Below are 19,238 nucleotides of genomic sequence, written 5' to 3' on the forward strand. Positions count from 1 at the left end.
ATTCTTTATTAAATCGATTCATTTGAAGGAGTAGATATGTCCTCTCTAAATCAAGCTAATCAAAGTGATGAGTTATTCATACAAGGTTGTGGCTATCGAATCGAAAATGATCGTGTCATGATTGGTATTGAACGTGTTGGAAGTAACAGATTTGAAGGCAATATTAGTGGTACTTTACGCCTTCAATTGTGTGCGTTTTCCTCCAACGATAATACTTTTGATAACCAAGTATTAGCCTCTACAATCATTGGTGAGATTCAGGGCCAACATTTTATTCCAAATTGTCACTATGATTTAGTGTTCCAACCGCCATTAACGGGCTCATGGCTGCTAGCTCTACAACTTAGCGAATGGGATGGAGTGAATTACGCATTATGCGATACTGTATATTTCGACTCACCTTACCAAGTCCTTACAACATCAGAGAATGGAAAAACGACTGAAAGCGTTTCTAATATCGAAACTGACCTATCTTTATCTATTCAGCCAACGAATCATTCTGAAGCAAAGAAACAAGCCAAAGCACCAAAAGTGACCATGGATATTACAAAGCAGCATCTCATCATAAATACCATGAGAGCAAAAAAATTACTCAGTGTTAATGGGGTTCCCATGAAGGTGCTTGAAAGGCTTATTGCAGAACGCCCATTCCAATCAGAAAAAGCCATTCTCAGTGTAAAAGGAATGGGGCCAGTAATGCTAAAAAAATTACTGACGAAATTAACCGACTAAATCAAACTATTTTTAAATGATGGATTGAGACAAGTTCAAATGCTCTCGTCTCTAATATGAAGAGCTAAGGAATGTTAACAACAGTGGTGCTTTTAACTTCTTCCATTGCAACATAAGTGCGCGACTCACGAACATGAGGAAGCGTTAACAAGGTTTCACCAAGTAGCAATCGATATGTATCCATATTCGATACACGCGCTTTAAGAAGGTATTCAAAATCACCTGCGATTAAATGGCACTCTAAAATCTCGGGGATTTCAGACACGGCCGTTTTGAATTCATTAAAGCCTTCTGGAGATGTTGTTTTAAGACGAATTTCGACAAATACCAGCAAACCCGCATCTACTTTCTTCGGATTTACCAATGCACAATAGCCAGTAATGTAACCATTACGTTCTAAACGACGCACTCGCTCCAAGCAGGGTGTAGCACTCAATCCGACACGACTAGCCAATTCGACATTAGATAAACGACCATTTATCTGTAGCTCTCGAAGAATTTTTTTGTCTAAACGATCAAGTGGCTTTGCTGAGTTATCCATCTAACGTGGATCTCCTTACATGACTTCTATTAAGGTTTAAGTCTACCATGTAGATAACAATCTATGGAAAGTGCTTTATTCAATATATTGCATATGATTTCATTTTACTCTGTATAAAAAATCATCAAAACGACGAAAAATACATATCCGATACAAAATAGAACATCAAAGCCAACAAAGCGCCCTAATGTTGTGCAAAAAACAACTTCAGAACAAGCCAAAAGCCTTTCATACCGAGACTTTAGAAAATAAAGAGTAATAATGTATCGTATTAAAATTTAGTGCGATTATTGCCAAAAAGGTGTAAAAAATAAGTATAAAGTACGCTGCTTTTAATATTTTATTCTTGACTACGCTCTAAAAGAGTAATTCTATAGGGGTATGTGATGGTCTTTTAGATGAATCGTCTACATATACTAAACCACAAGAATAATTAAATGTTGGCACCAACCTTGCTAAGTATCAATACATAGATCTTCAGGTCTAATATTGAAAGGTTAAGTGAAATAACAACATATATAAAAATGCCCGGGAGGCTCAATATAATGAAATCTAATGTTGGTAAACTACTATCTACTGCAGCAATCGCAGCGACTCTAAGCACTGCCGCTAATGCAGCCACTCTAGATGACGTCAAGTCAAAAGGCTTTATCCAATGTGGTGTTAGCCAAGGCGTTCCAGGGTTTTCAAATGCTGACTCTGAAGGTAACTGGACTGGTATTGATGTTGATGCTTGTCGTGCTGCCGCTGCTGCCGTTTTCGGTGATGCTCAGAAAGTAAAATTCACACCTCTTTCTGCTAAAGAGCGTTTCACTGCTCTACAGTCTGGCGAAATCGATGTTCTAGCTCGTAACACAACTTGGACTTACACTCGTGATTCATCTCTAGGTTTAGATTTCACAGCGGTTAACTTCTATGACGGTCAAGGCTTCATGGCTCGTAAAGACCTAGGCGTTGAATCTGCATTGGATCTTGACGGTGCAACAGTTTGTACCGAGCAAGGTACAACAACCGAATTAAACATGGCTGACTTCTTCCGTAAGCACAAACTATCTTACGTTCCTGTTGTCGTTCAAAAAGCAGATGAAGCTCTAGCAGCATACGCTTCTGGTCGTTGTGATGTGTTCACTACGGATAAATCCGGTCTTGCAGCTCACCGCTCTAAACTTGCTAACCCTGCAGATCACATGATCCTTCCTGAAACGATTTCTAAAGAGCCTCTAGGCCCTGTAGTTCGTCACGGTGACAACCAATGGAAAGACATTGTAACTTGGGCTATGTTCGTTCAGGTTAACGCTGAAGAAATGGGCATCACTTCTGACAATGTTTCTAAAATCAAAAGTGAAACAAATGATCCAGGTATTGCTCGTCTGTTAGGTAAAGAAGGCGATATGGGTGCTCAACTAGGTCTTCCAGCTGATTGGGCTTACAACGTAATTGCTCAAGTAGGCAACTACGGCGAAGTATTTGAACGTAACGTGGGTCCATCTACTCCAGTAGGTCTTCCACGTGGTATTAACAATCTATGGACTGAAGGCGGTGTTATGTACGCGCCACCAGTACGTTAATATTAATACCTAAAAGCACTAGCTTAGGGTAATTTACTCAGCGGCAAACCGCCGCTGAGTTTCTCCCCCCTTCCTTACCACATCTGACGAGCATTTCATTTGCCTGAATTAAGATGAGCGATAAAACTATTCCAAGTAATAAAAGCCCTTTGAATGACGCTGGTACTCGCGCCCTAATCTTTCAAATTGTGCTTCTAGCAGTGGTTGTATTCGTAGGCTATTATTTATTTAGTAACTTGCAAGCCAATCTAGCTGATCAAGGTATTTCTACTGGTTTTGGGTTTTTAAACCAACCTGCTGGATTTCCCGTTCTTATTCACCTAATTGATTACACAGAGGCAGACACCTACGGACGAGCGTTTATTGTTGCCCTAATTAATACCGTCGTTATTTCTTTAATGGGTATTGTTTTAGCCACTGTTATTGGTGTTGTGATGGGCTTAGCCCGACTTTCCAATAATTGGTTGGTTGCACGTCTAGCAACGGTATACGTTGAAACTTTGCGCAACATTCCTCTCTTGTTACAAATGTTCTTCTGGTACTTCGCTGTATTAGCAACCTTACCGCACCCTAGAAACAGCATCATATTTGCAGACTTTTTCTTAAATAAACGCGGAATTTATTCTCCAAATCCTATTTTTCAAGAAGGCTTTGGCGTTGTAATCGCTGGCTTTATTCTATCGATTATTGCGTCCATTGCTTTAATTGTTTGGGCGAAAAAGCGTCAAACCAGAACGGGTGTTTGGTTTCCTGCTTATTGGGCTTCTCTTGGTGTGATCGCAGTTATTACCTTTCTAGCGTTGGCAGTATCAGGCTTCCCTATTGAGTTTGACCTTCCACAAAAGAGTCGTTTTAACGTTACTGGCGGGATGGTTCTTCCTCCAGAGTTTGTCGCCGTACTTGTCGCACTTTCTACTTATACAGGCGCCTTCATCGCCGAAATCGTTCGTGCTGGTATTTTGTCTGTAAATTGGGGACAAACTGAAGCAGCACGCTCTTTGGGTCTGAAAGACAGTTTGACTCAACGTTTGATCGTTTTGCCTCAGGCATTACGAGTTATCATTCCACCGCTTACTAGCCAATTCCTAAACTTAGCGAAAAACTCATCACTTGGTGCCGCCATTGCGTACCCAGAGTTAGTTGCTGTTGTTATGGGGACGACGCTAAACCAAACAGGTCAAGCGATAGAAAATATTGGTCTTTGTATGTTGGTTTACGGAACATTGAGTCTTACGATTTCAATATTCATGAACTGGTACAACAAAAAAATGTCATTAATGGAACGCTAGGAGGAAAACATGGCTATTGAATTTAAACCATCACCAAGCCTTCCACCACCAGTGAATTCTGTTGGTGCCGTGGCATGGGTTCGTCAAAATTTATTGTCGTCCCCTTTAAATATATTTTTAACTTTGTTCAGCTTTTATGTTTTATACCTACTGCTCCCACCAGTCGTTGAGTGGGGGTTTCTTACTGCGACATTTAGTGGTGCATCTAAAGCAGCTTGTACTGGCGGCGGTGCATGCTGGGCTTTCATTGCTGTTTATTTTGATCAGTTTATGTATGGTCTGTATCCATCTGAAGAAACGTGGCGTATTAATTTAGCCTTGATTCTACTGGTGATTCTGGTCGCTACTTTTGCGGTGAAAACAGTCAATAAACTGTATTTATCCATTGGAATTATCGCTGTTTACCCTGTTGTCGCGTACTTCCTGTTCGCTGGCGGCATCTTCGGACTAGAGGTCGTTGAGACTTCTTTATGGGGCGGTCTATTCCTAACGACTCTTTTGGGTGTTATTGGTATTGTAGCTTCGCTTCCTTTGGGTGTTTTACTCGCTCTTGGCCGTCAATCTAATATGCCGATAGCAAAATCTATTTGTATCGTCTTCATTGAGACTATTCGTGCTGTTCCTTTGATCACCATTTTGTTTATGGCATCAGTAATGATCCCTCTGTTCTTGCCTGAAGGTATGAACTTTAACAAGTTATTGCGTGTTCTGATCGGTATCACTCTATTCTCTGCAGCTTACATGGCGGAAGTTATTCGAGGTGGCTTACAAGCTATTCCGAAAGGCCAATATGAAGCGGCTGATGCAATGGGGTTGTCTTACTGGCAGTCGATGATTCTGGTTATTTTGCCACAAGCATTAAAGTTGGTTATTCCAGGAATCGTAAACACTTTCATTGGTCTATTTAAAGACACAACGCTGGTTTACATTGTCGGTATGTTTGATTTACTAGGTCGAATTCAAGCGGCAACCCATGATGCAAATTGGCTAGGAACGACGATTGAAGGTTATGCCTTTGCAGGTTTTGTTTATTGGGCAGCATGTTTTGGTATGTCTCGCTACAGTATGAGAATCGAGCGTAAATTAGAAACTGGGCACAAGCGAAATTAGTTAAGAATTTGAGGGATTTATAATGTCAGATATAAATATGGCTCGTGCCCAACTTGCGCCGGGTGAGAAATCAATCATCGAATTTAACGATGTAAACAAATGGTATGGTGACTTTCACGTACTAAAAAACATCAATTTCAGTATCAAGAAAGGCGAACGTATTGTTGTTTGTGGTCCTTCCGGTTCTGGTAAGTCCACGATGATACGCTGCATCAACCGCCTTGAAGAGCATCAAAAAGGCGATATCATTGTTGATGGCGTTGAGATGAATAATAACTTGAAGAACATCGAAGCAATCCGTAAGGATGTGGGAATGGTTTTCCAGCACTTCAACTTATTCCCTCACCTAACCATTTTAGAAAACCTAACGTTAGCGCCTATCTGGGTACGTAAAATGCCTAAGAAGGAAGCGGAAGAAATGGCAATGCATTACTTGGAGCGCGTAAAAATCGCCAACCAAGCATTGAAATTTCCAGGTCAACTTTCTGGTGGTCAGCAACAACGTGTGGCAATTGCTCGTGGCTTATGTATGCAACCTCGTATCATGCTTTTTGATGAGCCGACGTCTGCACTTGATCCGGAAATGATCAAAGAAGTATTGGACGTAATGGTTCAACTAGCGGAAGAGGGCATGACCATGGTGTGTGTAACACACGAAATGGGCTTTGCAAAAACCGTTGCAGACCGTGTTGTATTTATGGATGCAGGAGAAATTGTTGAGGCCAATGAGCCAAATTCTTTCTTTAATAATCCTCAACATGATCGTACTCAAAATTTCCTTAGCCAAATTCTAAATCACTAATTCGAAACTCGAAACTCGAAACTTAGTTTTAAAATCTGTTATATTGACAAAAGCCCCAACTAGGGGCTTTTTTATACCTGTTGTTAGTACATGTTTTAGCAGAGAATTTTATGGAATCGTCACCTAACCTCCAATCTAGAAAAAAGCTAAGAGTTGTTCATTTAGCGGATCATACAGGTCGTTTGCAGGTTATTTTTCCTGAGAACAACATGCTCGATATCTCTGCTGTATCTCGTATCACTAAACGCCGTTTTGAATCCATTACTAATTTCAATACTTCCGGCGACCCTCTCATAAAACCTAACAGTGTGACGACAATATTAGAATCGAGTATTTTAGAAGGGTCTTCTTTTTCAATTCGAACAAAAGCAAACAGCGCGTATCGAGATATTAATACCGCTGAATTACAAGACATGTTTTCCGGCCCATTAAATCGTTTTGAGCATATCTCCATCGAAACGCCTTTGATTCTAAAGCCAGTCGAAAACCATGAAGATGATGAAGAACAGATTCTTCAGGCATTAGGTAAATTTCAATCCATTCGACTTAAACAACGTCTAGAAGAAACGCTTGAAATCCCGCCACTACCCGCCTCTTCTCACCGAATTATTCGCCTTTCATCCGATAAGGCAGCTGGCACGGATGAACTGTCCCAAGTCATCGCCTTAGACCCTGCCTTAGCGGCTCAAGTTGTTAGTTGGGCTTCTTCTCCTTATTACGGTGCGCCGGGCTCAATAAAATCTGTAGAGGATGCCATTATTCGCGTTTTAGGCTTTGATATGGTGATGAACTTGGCTCTCGGGTTGTCCATGCGAAATGCATTTCAGACACCCGAAGAAGGCCCCCGTCATTATGAAGACTTCTGGTTAGATTCGGTTTCAAACGCAGTATTAATGGAAGCCCTAGTAAAAGCCATGCCAAAACATAGTCGTCCCAAAATTGGTCATGCTTACCTTGCTGGCTTACTTCATAACTTTGGCTATTTAGCGATCAGTATGGTTCTACCACCGCATTTTTCGATTTTATCCCGATATCAGGAAGCGAACTCTCATTTGCCTTCTGAAATTATTGAAATGCAAACATTGCGCTTTACAAAAGAACAACTAGGCTCATGGCTATTACGTTACTGGAGCTTGCCTGATAGCATCTGGACAGCAATTCGATACAGCAAAAAACCACATTATTATGGCGAACACGCTTTATTAGCAAAATTGCTCTATGTTTCAGCTCAACTACGTCATGACGAAGACATTGAGCCATCCATATTATTAGAAATTGGCTTAACCCTCGAAAAAGCGGAATCCTGCCTTGCTCACATTTATAAGAAATCGCCTGAAATACATAAAATGGTCGATTTAATTAATAAGATGAATAGCTAATCAATCATGACGTTAATGAACCCCTCTGCCACACAACAATTCGACTACAGCTGGGTGCCAGCACATCGAATGAACAAAATGAAAGTTCCTAAGAATTTATGGCCTTGGTTAACATCTGACGCGTCTATGACAGCGAAATTGCAAGGACTTGGTACATTAACCGTTGAAGTTATAGAAGATGCTTGGGGGACGCCAACAGCACGAGAAAGAAGTCGTCTTAAACTACGTCCTCGCGAAGCAGCAAGAATCCGTACTGTTTTACTGAAAGTCGATGACATTACCGTTATTTATGCTCGCTCTATTATTCCTGCAAAATCATTACGAGGTCATTGGCGACAAGTGAAGCACCTCAAGAATAAACCATTGGGCGGCTATTTATTCCAGCATAGAGCTTTGGTAAGAAGCAGCATTGAAGTAACGCAATTACCAAAAAGCCTATTTCCCAATCAAAAAACGGGGTTGTGGGCACGACGTTCTGTATTTCACCAATTTGGCCCTGGCATATTAGTGAACGAAGCATTTTTTGACGAAATCAACCATTTGAAATCACCGTTTGGATTATTATGACAAAATTTCAAAATTATTTAGAACTGACTCGATTTAACCGCCCTATTGGCTCTCTCCTTCTTATGTGGCCAACATTGTGGGCTTTATGGCTTGCTTCTGGCGGTATGCCGCAATGGCATTTGGTTGTTATTTTTGGGTTAGGCGTATTTAGCATGAGATCCGCTGGCTGCGTCATTAATGATTACGCAGACCGAAAAGTAGATGGCAGTGTTGAACGGACAAAGGATCGCCCTTTGCCGTCAGGTCGTGTTTCAGAAAAAGAGGCTTTGGTTCTGTTCGCTGGACTCTGTGTACTCAGTTTTGTATTAGTCCTCTTCACGGATATGAGAACCATTTTATTGTCTTTTGTCGGACTGGGTCTTGCTGCACTTTATCCATTCATGAAGCGATATACGCATTTACCACAACTCTTTCTTGGTTTGGCTTTCTCTTGGGCCATTCCAATGGCTTACAGTGCTCAAGGTGGCGATTTAAGAGATCCAATACTCTGGATGTTATTTGTCGCGAATTGCTTCTGGACGATTGCCTACGACACTTATTACGCAATAACGGATCGCCCTGATGATTTAAAAATAGGTATCAAATCAACAGCGATTTTATTCGGAAAACAAGATTTGTTCGTTATCGTTTGTTTACAGGGTTTAACCTTATCGCTTTTAACTTGGGTAGGGGTACTCGCGGAACTACACTGGCCTTATTTTGTTTCTCTAATACTCTGTGTCGGCCTTTTTTATCAACAGTTTAAACAGGCGAAAAATCGCGACAGAGATGCTTGCTTCCGCTCATTTTTAAATAATAACCGCATTGGCTATTGTGTCTTCTTGGGCTTAGTAATCAGTTATTTAATGTAATATATGGCAAAGTTGTGACATTTTAACCAAACTGTCACATATGGTCGCTTTAATAGACTATTCCTGAAATGAGGATAAATCCTGTGACCGGTAAAAAAGTATTAATTATTGACGACGAATCTTCCATACGCGAAATGATCGCCATAGCACTCGAAATGGCGGGCTACGAATACTTGGAAGCAGAAAATATTCAACAAGGCCACGAGATCATCGTGGACCATAGACCTGATCTTATTCTTGTCGACTGGATGATGCCTGGCGGTAGCGGCATTGAGTTAACTCGTCGCCTGAAAAAAGACAACACAACGGCTGAAATCCCTGTCATTATGTTGACCGCGAAAAGCGAAGAAGACAACAAAATACAAGGACTGGAAGTGGGTGCGGATGACTACATCACCAAACCTTTTTCGCCTCGCGAATTAGTAGCAAGGCTCAAAGCTGTATTACGTCGAGCGACACCTCAAGGTGTTGATGAACCAATTGAGGTCGAAGGTTTAGTTCTCGATCCAATCAGTCAACGAGTAACGATAGGCAGCCGCCCTTTAGATATGGGCCCTACCGAATATCGTCTGCTCAAGTTCCTTATGACCCACCAAGAACGTGCTTATTCGAGAGCGCAACTGTTAGATCAAGTATGGGGTGGAAACGTCTACGTAGAAGAACGTACGGTTGATGTTCATATACGCCGTTTACGTAAAGCGATTGGCAGCTCACATGATTTCTTGATACAAACGGTACGAGGAACAGGCTACCGATTTTCAGCAAAAAGGTCCGCATGAAAAGCATTTGGCGAAACACTATTATTAGTTGGCTTATAGGATTAACCGCCTGTGTGGTCATCGGTCTTATTATTGGGCAACTACTCGGTGTTTTGCTGCTTTATGTCCTTGGGTCTTTGTATTGGCAACTGTATCAGCTCTACCAATTTCACAATTGGTTACGCTACTCTGGAAAAGCAGCCCCTCCTGAAGCCAGCGGTATTTGGGGACAAGTATTTGATGCGGTTTACCGTTTGCAGAAAAAGCAACGTAAATCAAAACGCCGTATGCGCCAGGCTCTTACCCGAGTAGAAAGTTCTACCACCGCCTTGAAAGAAGGCGTAATCATGGCTGACAATCAAGGTAATTTAGAGTGGTGGAATAATTCTGCGGCTCACTTTTTTGGCTTAATGCGCCCCGTTGATCGTGGTCAAGCTATTACTAATATTGTCCGCAGCCCAGAGTTTTTCAAATACTTTTCTCAGAAGCGTTTTGGCGAGCCTTTAATTATTAAGTCACCCGCAAAAGACGGTATCTATTTAGAAATACAAACCACGCTGTATGACAAAAATGATCACCTAATTTTTGTTCGTGATGTCACGCGTTTACACCTGTTAGAGAAAATGCGGAAAGATTTTGTCGCTAATGCGTCCCACGAATTAAAAACACCGTTAACAGTGATCAAAGGGTATTTAGAAACGCTCGAAATGTTCAAAGATAGCCTGCCGAAAAGTATGCAGAAAGGCATTGTAAATATGTCGGAACAATCCGAGCGAATGGAACAACTCATTGAAGACCTTTTACTTTTATCTCGCTTAGAAAGCGATGACAAACGTGAGGAAAATCAATGGCACAAAGTCTCAAATCTCGTTGAGTCTATCCAAAACATAACAACGCCAATGCTGAGCAAACAACATTTTCTTTCTGTCGACATACCAGAAGAAGCACGCCTTTATGGCTCTTATAAAGAGCTCTACAGCGCTTTTTCTAACCTTATTGTCAATGCCATCAAATACTCTCCAGATGGCGGTAGTATTTATGTAACGTGGGAATCCAGTGATTTAAACGGTGTATTTTCAGTAAAAGATACAGGCCTTGGTATCGACCCGAGACATATACCTCGACTCACAGAACGTTTTTTCAGAGTCGACAAAGGTCGGGGCTCAAAAACAGGAGGAACAGGTCTTGGGTTAGCCATAGTAAAACATGTTCTGTTGCACCATGATGCAAAGCTACAAATTCGCAGTCAGCCAGGTAATGGCAGCACCTTTTCTTGCCATTTCCCAGCAAGTCGAATTCGAACTGACAGTATCCCCGACCTATAATCCAATAATGACCGCGAATCAACTGCTTGAATATTAAAAAAGGGAAGATGGCGATACACCGGCTTCCCTTTTTTGGAATCTGTTTTCAGGCACTAAAATACAAGGCTACAAACTATCAAACAAACGACAAATAAAGTCTTCTTTTTCCTTATCTTGGTCAATTAAACTTAGCGTTACCGTCAAAAATGTCGAATCATGCTTCTTCTCTGTAGTAGCTACTGATTGAACGTAATAATTCAAACGATTTACAACACCATCAAACTCCAGATCCAATACCGATTGCCCTAGGACGTGTGGTACAACATCATCACTTTTAATAAGCATAGTCGCGGATTGCTTGCTAAATTGAATCACCATGCAACGGAATTGTTTACCTTTAAAGCGCACAATTGTCGGCACTTTTACATCTTTCACTGTAATAGCTGGTGTAGTTGGATTAGTGAACTTAGTCGTTTCCACAGGCTTGGACGAACCAGCTGAGCCCATTAATACATCCAATGATGCAGAACTTACTCCACCAGGCGTTGATGAGTTTCGTGGTTTCTGAGAGGTTAAACGGCCATCCATGTTATGTTTTTTAGCGGCTGAAAGTACCTTACTTATCAACTGCTCACTAGAGAATGGTTTACCAAGATAATCCGTAACGCCAGACTTAACCGCTTCAATTACATGGTATTTATCGCCACGGCTGGTGATCATAACAAAAGGAATGTCTTCCTTTTTATACTTGGGCTGCTCTCGGCACCATTTCAACAATTCAACGCCTGTCATTTCAGGCATTTCCCAATCACACAGCACTATATCAAACTGAGTTTTGGTCATTAATTGCTGTGCTTTGCGTCCATTCACTGCGTCTTCAATTTCAATAGCAGGAAATTGCTTTCTCAATGTTCGTCGAATTAAATCCCGCGTAAAAGACGCATCATCCACCACTAAAATTTTCAATGACATCACTGTATTCCATTAGAGCGATCTAACAGGGCTGAAAAATCCCCATGTTGTGACCTAAAAACTGACACCCATAACAAAGTCGCCGCAACAACAGCAATAGGCATAACGAATAAATTAAATAAAGGTATGGTTAAACCCACCATAACGATTCCACCGAATGTCCAACATAACAAAGGCTTAGAGCGTAATGCCATTCTCATGTCATGAAATTTCACTTTATTATTATCAAATGCATAGTCCATATATTGAATGGATAGCATCCAAAATGAAAACAATAGAAGCAAAACCGGAGCAATAACATTCACTATTGGTATAAAAGACAATAAAAGCAGCAAGATAAAGCGAGGCAGAAAATACACTATTTTTTGTAACTCTCTTTGCAAAGACCTTCCAATAATTGACAAAATAACTTTCGTCGTTAATTCTTCATAAAAGATCTTACCTGTTTCTTTTTCTTCTACTTTTTCAGCCAAAAAAGCCATAAATGGTGCGGCTAAAACATTAATGCCAACCGAAAAGCTATAAAATAAAAGCACACTAATAATGGCGCCAAAAATCAGATAAAACAGCCAGTTCAAAAAAGCGACCCATTCAGGCACATAACCCATAGCAGAATCTAATAAGCTCTGAAAATAGCTAAATGCGACTATGTAAATCAGCCCCATTAGAACAAAATTGGCCAATAATGGAACCAATATAAACAATCTCAATTCTTTCGATAGCACTAAAGACATGGCTTTTAAAAAAGCACCTGCCACTTTAAAGGGTTGTGTAATCAAAATCTGTATGGCCTTTTCTTTCATTTATATAAAAATACAGAATATCACGGAGACTTTCAGGTCTCCATAAACCTCTTTGCGATACTTTAGTTTACGGTGTTTATTCCTATATCCACCATTAAAAAAGTGAATGGGTAAAATGTGTTCTAGTAATATTGGGAAGCTCAGAATTTATAAACACTTGATTTAGCGTTAAAGCAGTCTATTGGCCTATTCAGAATAATGTTATTTTATACGGTCTTAAAACAAGACTTTACCACATTGAGAATGACTTCTTAATGTTACAGCTGCGGAGCGATTCGGTTATGCGTTTAGTATCAGTGTTAGTACTCTTAATCAGTTTTTCTTCTTTTTCTCACGCATTAGACAAGCCTGAAGGTAAGGTTATTTTAACGGTTACAGGAGCAATCAACGGATCCAACTTAGATCAAAGTGCCGAATTCGATTTTGCGATGCTGCAAGACTTTCCTCAGTATTCTGTCACAACAAATAACCCTTGGATTCGAGGCTCTCACACATATCAAGGGTTTTCTGCGGTAGACCTAGTAAAAATTCTAAGCAGCGAAAGCGTACGATTACAGGTATTCGCTTTCAATGGTTATATGACAGAAATACCGCTAAACGATTTTGTGGAAAAAGGCGCTATTTTTGCGATTAAGCAAGACGGTCAACCAATGACAATAAGAAAGCTTGGCCCGATTATGGTGATTTATCCCTTTGACGAGTTAGAAGAATTGAAGTCGGAAATATATTATGGCCGATCTATTTGGCAAGTAGCCGAAATTAAATTAATTGGCTCAATGGAGTAATCGCGTGCGTTTATTGGAAGGTAGATCGTGGTTATTACCACTAAAGCAATGGATGCTTTATATTTTCATTTTTATCATAATTTCAGTGTCTATCGCTGTTTTTGGCATTATCACTTACACCAGTGACAATGCCAAAAAGAACAACAGTCGTCGCGTTTTCGAAAGCGCCTTATGGAACGCGTTACAGTTACAAATTCAATCTTATCGCTTTCAAAACTATCTCGTAGCATTAGACAGCAGCGACTACCCTCTTAATGGCACTGCCTTTTTTGAATATGATTTGTTGATGAGTCGAGTCGATTTGCTAAGAGAAAGCGATGTAGGGTCTCTGATCAAAAAATTCGAAGGTGGTCGTACAACGCGACTACTCAACATCATCAATGGCGAATTAGAATTACTGAGTTTCAATTTGTCTAAAATTGAAGCAGGCGACCCTTCTTACCTTCCTGACTTGATTGATCGAATCCAAAAAATAGAAGGCCAAATGAATGAGTTCATATCCTTAGTCAATAAAGGCAGCAATGCATTTATTTCCAACCAACACCAAGAGTTACAAAAGAATTTGAGCTATATTCAGCTCCTATCATTAGTGCTTTTTGGCTGCCTATGTGTTTTATGCTTTATAACAATAAAAGGTCTATCTGAGTTTAAAAAGACAACAAAATCGAACAAAGAACTGCGCTCAGGCATACAATCAACCAGTGAAGACAAAGCCAACTTGGTTGCTTTAATTAACCAAGAAATACGCTCGCCTATTAACTCTATTTTAAGCATCGCTAATACCTTAAAAAATGAGCAACCAACAGAATCATCTCAAGAGCTTTCGAAACACATTAAAGAATCAGGACGCCAACTAATTCAAACCATTGAAATACTTTCTGATCTAACCTTGATTGATACACAAAAAATGACGCTCACTTCTACGGTAGAAAACCTCCAAGAATCCATTGAAAATATCCTAGCTATTGTTACCCCACAACTGTCTCGAAAAGATTTAAAGTGTGTTGTTTATATTGATCCAGCCTTGCCTGAATACATTAGTGTCGACTTCGTACGAATAAAAGAAATCATCATCGCCTTGCTGCAAAATGCCATTACATACACACCGTCTGGCAGCATCAGCGTGCAAGTCAGAGCATCTTCCTTATCAGCGCCATCAACGACACTACCTACCGGCACCCAAGAAGCAAGAATGTTACAAATCGCAATTCGAGACACCGGAATTGGTATGCCAAGCCAATTACAGCAGCATTTGCGAGCAAACCCTTCTTTGCCTATAAAGCAAAAAGAATCTATTCCTAACATGATGGACTTGAGTCTAACCCTCTGCCATAAATTAGTGTATTTAATGAAAGGCGAAATAGACTTTTCATCGACACAACAAGGTAGTGAGTTTTGGATAGATATACCTTTTAATGTGCCTGATAACAACGCGATCCCTCAACAGTCTAATTTCAAATGCACAGACAAAAAACAAGCCTTGTTAATCGAAAAAGATGCCCATCTTGCAACCATTATTGGCTTACAACTCGCCTTATTTAATATTGATGTTACTCCTTTCAAAGAAAACAGTTTTGACGACGAAAACCATCACTATGATCTTGTGATATTAGGAGATTCTAATCAGTTTGAATTTGATAAAAACGAAGCTTTTCTGCAATGGAGAATGAAAGGAAGCCCTATTTTGAGCTATCACTTCCAATCAATAGACAGCATCAATAGCCCTATTATTCCTTTGCATTTTCCTTTACTGCAAAATCAGTTGGATCCTATTATTTCGACACTGTTCGGCAGTAACCAAGACACCGAAAAAAACAAGCATGATTGACCTACTGAGCAAAGGCACAACCATCAAAGCGACCAAGTAAAGTCCGTAGCCTTAACAAAGGTTTCAACAAAAGCTTCTAATCCTTCTTGATCCACTTCAGAAAAACGCCCAACTTTTGGGCTATCAATATCAAAAACACCAATAAGTTTACCTTCAGACACAACTGGCATAACCAGTTCTGACGCCGAATCTGCATCACATGCAATATGACCTGAAAAAGCATGAACATCTTCGATACGTTGAGTGTGTTGTGTTTTCGCCGTTTCACCACAAACACCTCGACCAAAAGGAATGCGCGTACAAGCCACTTTTCCCATATAAGGCCCAAGTACCAATTCCTCATTATGAGCGAAGTAAAAGCCAGACCAATTCAAATCTGGAATCGTTTGCATTACAAAAGCAGAAAACTGAGCTGCATTACAAATCAAGTCACGCTCTCCACTTAATAAAGCAGCCAGTTGAGCATTCAATTCTTGGTAGCTATCTTCAAGAGAAGCCGTAGGGTCAATGTCTATCGTAAACATGATGTGTCACACCGAATCAAAAAAACGATGATAGCAAAGTCTATAAAAGAGGAAAGCAAAACAGCGTAAAAACAAAAATGGCCCCTTTACTAAACAAAGAGGCCATTAACAGAACACTTATATTAAAGCATTTTTTATATGTCTTTTACTTCGCCAGCAAGGTCGTTCACATGTACGTGACGAACATCGACGCCTTTCACCATGAAGATCAAATGCTGACAAGTATGACGAGCATGATCTCCAATACGTTCAAGTGAACGTAGCACCCAAATCACATTAATCACACTCGAAATACTGCGTGGATCTTCCATCATATAAGTCACCAGAGAGCGCAAAGCGGCCTCGTATTCACGATCCACTTCACGGTCTTGCTTAGCCACTTTAATTGCGGCATCAATGTCTAATCGAGCGTAAGCATCCAAGGCATCATGAATCATGCGTGCAACCATTTGTCCGATACGGTTTATTTCAACATAACCACGTGGCGACTCACCTTCATGAATCAAATTCAACGTCAGGCTAGCGATTTTCTTCGCTTCATCACCAATACGTTCAAGCTCACTAACGGCTTTGCTGATGGATAAAATCATTCGAAGATCGGAAGCCGCAGGTTGGCGCTTTGCCAAAATACGCGTGCATTCTTCATCAATAAGACCATCTAGCTGGTTTACCGTTGCGTCTTTTTCTTTAACCTCTTCCGCCAAAGAACCATTGCTGTCTAGCAAGGCTTGCACTGCATCTTGTACTTGCGTTTCAACCACACCACCCATGGTTAGAAAGTGTTGGCGTAACATCTCCAGCTCGTTATTAAACTGCTGAGAAATATGATCCGTTGTTAATTCTTTCATAATGCGTCCTCCGCCTAGCCGTAGCGGCCTGTGATGTAGTCTTCAGTTTGTTGCTTGTTTGGGTTCGTGAACAAGGTATTTGTATCACCAAACTCAATCAAATCCCCTATGTACATGAACGCAGTGTAATCCGACACACGCGCCGCTTGCTGCATGTTGTGCGTCACAATGGCGATGGTGAAATCTTTTTTCAATTCGTGAATCAGCTCTTCAATTTTAAGTGTTGAAATAGGATCCAATGCAGAAGCAGGTTCATCTAATAGCAAGACTTCAGGCTTAACCGCGACAGTACGAGCAATAACCAATCGCTGCTGCTGACCACCAGACATGCCAAGCGCACTTTCATGTAGACGATCTTTTACTTCGTCCCACAAAGCCGCAGAGCGCAGCGCCCACTCAATGGTTTCATCCAGCACACGCTTTTTATTAATACCTTGAATACGAAGGCCGTAAGCCACGTTTTCATAAATACTTTTCGGAAATGGATTTGGCTTCTGAAACACCATGCCAACACGACGACGTAGCTCGGCTACGTCTGTGCCTTTCGCATAAATATTTTCGTCATGAAGATTAATTTCACCCGTAATACGGCAGCTATCAACCAAATCATTCATACGATTAAAGCAGCGTAGTAAAGTCGATTTACCACAACCAGAAGGCCCGATAAATGCCGTCACCTTTTTCTCAGGAATAACCATGTTTATTCCCTTCAATGCTTCTTTCTCACCGTAGTAAAGGTGCAAGTCGTTTACTGAAAGGCAAACTTTTTCATCTTCAATGCGCAGCGCTTCTTGGCCGCGCTGCATTGCAGAAATATCAATAGAATGTGTTTTTGCGTCGCTCATAATAATTTTTCCTAGCCGCTTACATTTCCAGCGATTTGTATTTTTCACGTAGATGATTTCGGATCGTGACAGCAGATAGATTTAATAAAGCAATCACCATCACAAGCAATAAGGCTGTTGCGTACACAAGAGGTCGTGCCGCTTCTACATTGGGACTCTGGAAACCAACATCATAGATATGGAAACCTAAGTGCATGAATTTTTGATCTAAATGGATGAAAGGGTAATTGCCATCCAAAGGTAATGACGGTGCCAGTTTTACCACACCCACTAACATCAAAGGCGCTACTTCACCGGCCGCACGCGCCACCGCCAAGATAACACCCGTCATTATCGCTGGGCTTGCCATCGGCAAGACAACACGCCATAAGGTTTCGGCTTTTGTCGCACCTAGTGCCAAGCTGCCTTCACGAACATTTCGAGGAATGCGTGACAAACCTTCTTCTGTCGCCACAATAACAACAGGAACAGTAAGTAAGGCAAGCGTAATAGATGCCCACATCAAACCACCAGTACCAAACGTAGGCGATGGCAAGGCTTCTGGGAAAAATGCCTGATCAATACCAGACCCCAAGAAGTAGATAAAGAAACCCAAACCAAACACACCATAAACAATCGATGGAACACCTGCTAAGTTATTTACTGCGATACGGATAACACGCGTCACCCAACCCTGTGATGCATATTCGCGTAGATAAACCGCAGCAACAACACCAAATGGTGTTACCAACACCGTCATCAACAACACCATCATCACAGTACCGAAAATAGCGGGGAACACACCACCTTCAGTATTCGCTTCGCGAGGATCATCCGTTAGGAATTCCCACATTTTAGTGAAGTAGAATCCCATTTTCTGAGGAACATTCATCGCATTAGCACGATACGCATGGACGATTTTAGACACCTGAATTTCATGAACAGTGCCGTCCATGACTTGCACAGTGAAAGTATCACGGTTAATGCGTTGATAAAGCGCCGCAAGATTAGCCTGTAAACCTTTATACTCTTCATCGTACTGGCTGCGTTCAGCCGCAAGATCCGCTTCAACCTCAGCGGTTAACTCACCATTAAGCTCAAAACGACGCTGCTTCAAACGAATACGTTCAAGCGCGTGGTTAATCTTACCAATGTCTGATTTTTCAATGTCTTTGATTTCTTCATGGATAGTTGAGGCACGCTCTATGCTTTTTTCGAAAATAGCCCATGTAGCCAAAGCAGAATTCGTCGGTGTCACATCCTTTGTCTCAGATACAACTTGACCGTCTTCTTTTACAGACATTAGGTAACCATATAAGTTACCCCATTCATGTCGCTCAGCAGTGAACAACATTTCCGGCGTTTGCATATCGCTTAAATACTTATCCAGTACCCAACCAAAATCTGTGCCATATACATCACGATTACCCATTTTCAACAGTGTGCGCTGTAATAACAAATCCCCGTCATCAGGAAGATTTATACCCGCTTCACGTAGTTGCGCTGATGTCACCTCGACACTTTCAACTCGTTCAGCAGAAATAGTATATGGCTTCTCGCCCGGTAATGAATAGGTAGCTTGAACAACATCTGCTGGCCAAAAGTGACCTAGACCACGCACTGCGATCAACAGCAATAAACCAACGACCATGATGACCGAAATCGCTACAGCACCCGCATTTAGCCACACCCATGGATCACCTGATTTGACCCATTCAGATACGGTCTTTTTTTGCATTTTCATCTGATTACT

General features: G+C 41.1%; 19 protein-coding genes. 12 read left to right on the forward strand and 7 right to left on the reverse strand.

Annotation, left to right across the window (positions count from 1 at the left end):
• The first annotated feature begins 36 nt into the window (after positions 1 to 36).
• Positions 37 to 732 (forward strand): ComEA family DNA-binding protein, encoded by a 696-nt coding sequence (locus MUS1_RS00265; RefSeq protein ID WP_036157467.1) that lies wholly within the window; start codon positions 37 to 39, stop codon positions 730 to 732.
• 64 nt (positions 733 to 796) lie between these two features.
• Here the strand turns inward: MUS1_RS00265 and lrp are convergent, their stop codons facing one another.
• Positions 797 to 1,273, reverse strand: a complete 477-nt coding sequence (gene lrp, locus MUS1_RS00270) for a leucine-responsive transcriptional regulator Lrp (RefSeq protein WP_036157469.1) — start codon at positions 1,271 to 1,273, stop codon at positions 797 to 799.
• Between the two features lie 545 nt (positions 1,274 to 1,818).
• Between lrp and MUS1_RS00275 the strand changes: the two genes are divergently transcribed.
• The 9 genes from MUS1_RS00275 to phoR all read left to right on the forward strand — a co-directional run bounded on the left by MUS1_RS00275 (position 1,819) and on the right by phoR (position 10,922).
• Complete coding sequence (locus MUS1_RS00275; RefSeq protein ID WP_036157472.1) at positions 1,819 to 2,841, forward strand: amino acid ABC transporter substrate-binding protein; 1,023 nt, start codon at positions 1,819 to 1,821, stop codon at positions 2,839 to 2,841.
• 113 nt (positions 2,842 to 2,954) lie between these two features.
• The gene (locus MUS1_RS00280) at positions 2,955 to 4,130 is read left to right on the forward strand and encodes an amino acid ABC transporter permease (RefSeq protein WP_036157475.1); all 1,176 of its coding nucleotides are present in this window, start codon (positions 2,955 to 2,957) and stop codon (positions 4,128 to 4,130) included.
• 9 nt (positions 4,131 to 4,139) lie between these two features.
• Positions 4,140 to 5,240, forward strand: coding sequence for an amino acid ABC transporter permease (locus tag MUS1_RS00285; protein ID WP_036157478.1), 1,101 nt, complete (start codon positions 4,140 to 4,142; stop codon positions 5,238 to 5,240).
• 22 nt (positions 5,241 to 5,262) lie between these two features.
• The gene (locus MUS1_RS00290) at positions 5,263 to 6,042 is read left to right on the forward strand and encodes an amino acid ABC transporter ATP-binding protein (protein ID WP_036157481.1); all 780 of its coding nucleotides are present in this window, start codon (positions 5,263 to 5,265) and stop codon (positions 6,040 to 6,042) included.
• 110 nt (positions 6,043 to 6,152) lie between these two features.
• Positions 6,153 to 7,421 carry an HDOD domain-containing protein gene (locus MUS1_RS00295; RefSeq protein WP_036157484.1) on the forward strand — a complete coding sequence of 423 codons (1,269 nt, stop codon included), beginning with the start codon at positions 6,153 to 6,155 and terminating at the stop codon, positions 7,419 to 7,421.
• A 6-nt stretch (positions 7,422 to 7,427) separates the two neighbouring features.
• A complete protein-coding gene (locus tag MUS1_RS00300; RefSeq protein WP_036157487.1) occupies positions 7,428 to 7,988 on the forward strand; it encodes a chorismate--pyruvate lyase family protein in 561 nt (186 codons plus the stop codon).
• Positions 7,985 to 8,839, forward strand: coding sequence for a 4-hydroxybenzoate octaprenyltransferase (ubiA, locus tag MUS1_RS00305; RefSeq protein ID WP_036157489.1), 855 nt, complete (start codon positions 7,985 to 7,987; stop codon positions 8,837 to 8,839). Before MUS1_RS00300 ends, ubiA begins: the two co-directional genes overlap by 4 nt.
• A gap of 83 nt (positions 8,840 to 8,922) precedes the next feature.
• A complete protein-coding gene (gene phoB, locus MUS1_RS00310; protein ID WP_036157492.1) occupies positions 8,923 to 9,618 on the forward strand; it encodes a phosphate regulon transcriptional regulator PhoB in 696 nt (231 codons plus the stop codon).
• Positions 9,615 to 10,922 (forward strand): phosphate regulon sensor histidine kinase PhoR, encoded by a 1,308-nt coding sequence (gene phoR / locus MUS1_RS00315; protein WP_036157494.1) that lies wholly within the window; start codon positions 9,615 to 9,617, stop codon positions 10,920 to 10,922. The genes phoB and phoR overlap by 4 nt, the downstream gene beginning before the upstream one ends.
• A 105-nt stretch (positions 10,923 to 11,027) precedes the next feature.
• On the opposite strand, the gene MUS1_RS00320 is transcribed toward phoR, so the two are convergent.
• Positions 11,028 to 11,873, reverse strand: coding sequence for a response regulator (locus MUS1_RS00320; RefSeq protein WP_036157497.1), 846 nt, complete (start codon positions 11,871 to 11,873; stop codon positions 11,028 to 11,030).
• Positions 11,873 to 12,652, reverse strand: coding sequence for a sulfate transporter CysZ (gene cysZ, locus MUS1_RS00325; RefSeq protein ID WP_036158999.1), 780 nt, complete (start codon positions 12,650 to 12,652; stop codon positions 11,873 to 11,875). Before cysZ ends, MUS1_RS00320 begins: the two co-directional genes overlap by 1 nt.
• 305 nt (positions 12,653 to 12,957) lie before the next feature.
• Here cysZ and MUS1_RS00330 point away from each other — a divergent pair, with 305 nt between their 5' ends.
• Together MUS1_RS00330 and MUS1_RS00335 are read left to right on the forward strand one after the other, a co-directional pair.
• A complete protein-coding gene (locus MUS1_RS00330) occupies positions 12,958 to 13,461 on the forward strand; it encodes a putative pterin-binding protein (protein WP_036157500.1) in 504 nt (167 codons plus the stop codon).
• Between the two features lie 4 nt (positions 13,462 to 13,465).
• A complete protein-coding gene (locus tag MUS1_RS00335) occupies positions 13,466 to 15,289 on the forward strand; it encodes a sensor histidine kinase (protein ID WP_036157503.1) in 1,824 nt (607 codons plus the stop codon).
• Between the two features lie 23 nt (positions 15,290 to 15,312).
• Here MUS1_RS00335 and MUS1_RS00340 read toward each other — a convergent pair whose 3' ends face one another.
• The 4 genes from MUS1_RS00340 to pstA form a co-directional block, all read right to left on the reverse strand.
• Entirely contained in the window at positions 15,313 to 15,813 is a 501-nt protein-coding gene (locus MUS1_RS00340) for a GAF domain-containing protein (protein ID WP_036157506.1), read from the reverse strand.
• Positions 15,814 to 15,947: 134 nt separating this feature from the next.
• Entirely contained in the window at positions 15,948 to 16,661 is a 714-nt protein-coding gene (phoU, locus tag MUS1_RS00345; protein WP_036157509.1) for a phosphate signaling complex protein PhoU, read from the reverse strand.
• 14 nt (positions 16,662 to 16,675) lie between these two features.
• Positions 16,676 to 17,506 carry a phosphate ABC transporter ATP-binding protein PstB gene (gene pstB, locus MUS1_RS00350; protein WP_036157512.1) on the reverse strand — a complete coding sequence of 277 codons (831 nt, stop codon included), beginning with the start codon at positions 17,504 to 17,506 and terminating at the stop codon, positions 16,676 to 16,678.
• A gap of 19 nt (positions 17,507 to 17,525) precedes the next feature.
• On the reverse strand, positions 17,526 to 19,229 hold the full coding sequence (gene pstA / locus MUS1_RS00355) for a phosphate ABC transporter permease PstA (RefSeq protein ID WP_036157515.1): 1,704 nt from the start codon (positions 19,227 to 19,229) through the stop codon (positions 17,526 to 17,528).
• Positions 19,230 to 19,238 lie beyond the last annotated feature (9 nt).

The sequence above is a fragment of the Marinomonas ushuaiensis DSM 15871 genome, assembly GCF_000521805.1.
GTDB classification, from domain to species: Bacteria; Pseudomonadota; Gammaproteobacteria; order Pseudomonadales; family Marinomonadaceae; genus Marinomonas; species Marinomonas ushuaiensis.

Excerpts from the sequence above, each read along its gene's own strand:
- MUS1_RS00265 (WP_036157467.1), top strand. The coding sequence starts at position 37 with ATGTCCTCTCTAAATCAAGCTAATCAAAGTGATGAGTTATTCATACAA.
- lrp (WP_036157469.1), bottom strand. The coding sequence starts at position 1,273 with ATGGATAACTCAGCAAAGCCACTTGATCGTTTAGACAAAAAAATTCTT.
- MUS1_RS00275 (WP_036157472.1), top strand. The coding sequence starts at position 1,819 with ATGAAATCTAATGTTGGTAAACTACTATCTACTGCAGCAATCGCAGCG.
- MUS1_RS00280 (WP_036157475.1), top strand. The coding sequence starts at position 2,955 with ATGAGCGATAAAACTATTCCAAGTAATAAAAGCCCTTTGAATGACGCT.
- MUS1_RS00285 (WP_036157478.1), top strand. The coding sequence starts at position 4,140 with ATGGCTATTGAATTTAAACCATCACCAAGCCTTCCACCACCAGTGAAT.
- MUS1_RS00290 (WP_036157481.1), top strand. The coding sequence starts at position 5,263 with ATGTCAGATATAAATATGGCTCGTGCCCAACTTGCGCCGGGTGAGAAA.
- MUS1_RS00295 (WP_036157484.1), top strand. The coding sequence starts at position 6,153 with ATGGAATCGTCACCTAACCTCCAATCTAGAAAAAAGCTAAGAGTTGTT.
- MUS1_RS00300 (WP_036157487.1), top strand. The coding sequence starts at position 7,428 with ATGACGTTAATGAACCCCTCTGCCACACAACAATTCGACTACAGCTGG.
- ubiA (WP_036157489.1), top strand. The coding sequence starts at position 7,985 with ATGACAAAATTTCAAAATTATTTAGAACTGACTCGATTTAACCGCCCT.
- phoR (WP_036157494.1), top strand. The coding sequence starts at position 9,615 with ATGAAAAGCATTTGGCGAAACACTATTATTAGTTGGCTTATAGGATTA.
- MUS1_RS00320 (WP_036157497.1), bottom strand. The coding sequence starts at position 11,873 with ATGTCATTGAAAATTTTAGTGGTGGATGATGCGTCTTTTACGCGGGAT.
- MUS1_RS00330 (WP_036157500.1), top strand. The coding sequence starts at position 12,958 with ATGCGTTTAGTATCAGTGTTAGTACTCTTAATCAGTTTTTCTTCTTTT.
- MUS1_RS00340 (WP_036157506.1), bottom strand. The coding sequence starts at position 15,813 with ATGTTTACGATAGACATTGACCCTACGGCTTCTCTTGAAGATAGCTAC.
- phoU (WP_036157509.1), bottom strand. The coding sequence starts at position 16,661 with ATGAAAGAATTAACAACGGATCATATTTCTCAGCAGTTTAATAACGAG.
- pstB (WP_036157512.1), bottom strand. The coding sequence starts at position 17,506 with ATGAGCGACGCAAAAACACATTCTATTGATATTTCTGCAATGCAGCGC.
- pstA (WP_036157515.1), bottom strand. The coding sequence starts at position 19,229 with ATGAAAATGCAAAAAAAGACCGTATCTGAATGGGTCAAATCAGGTGAT.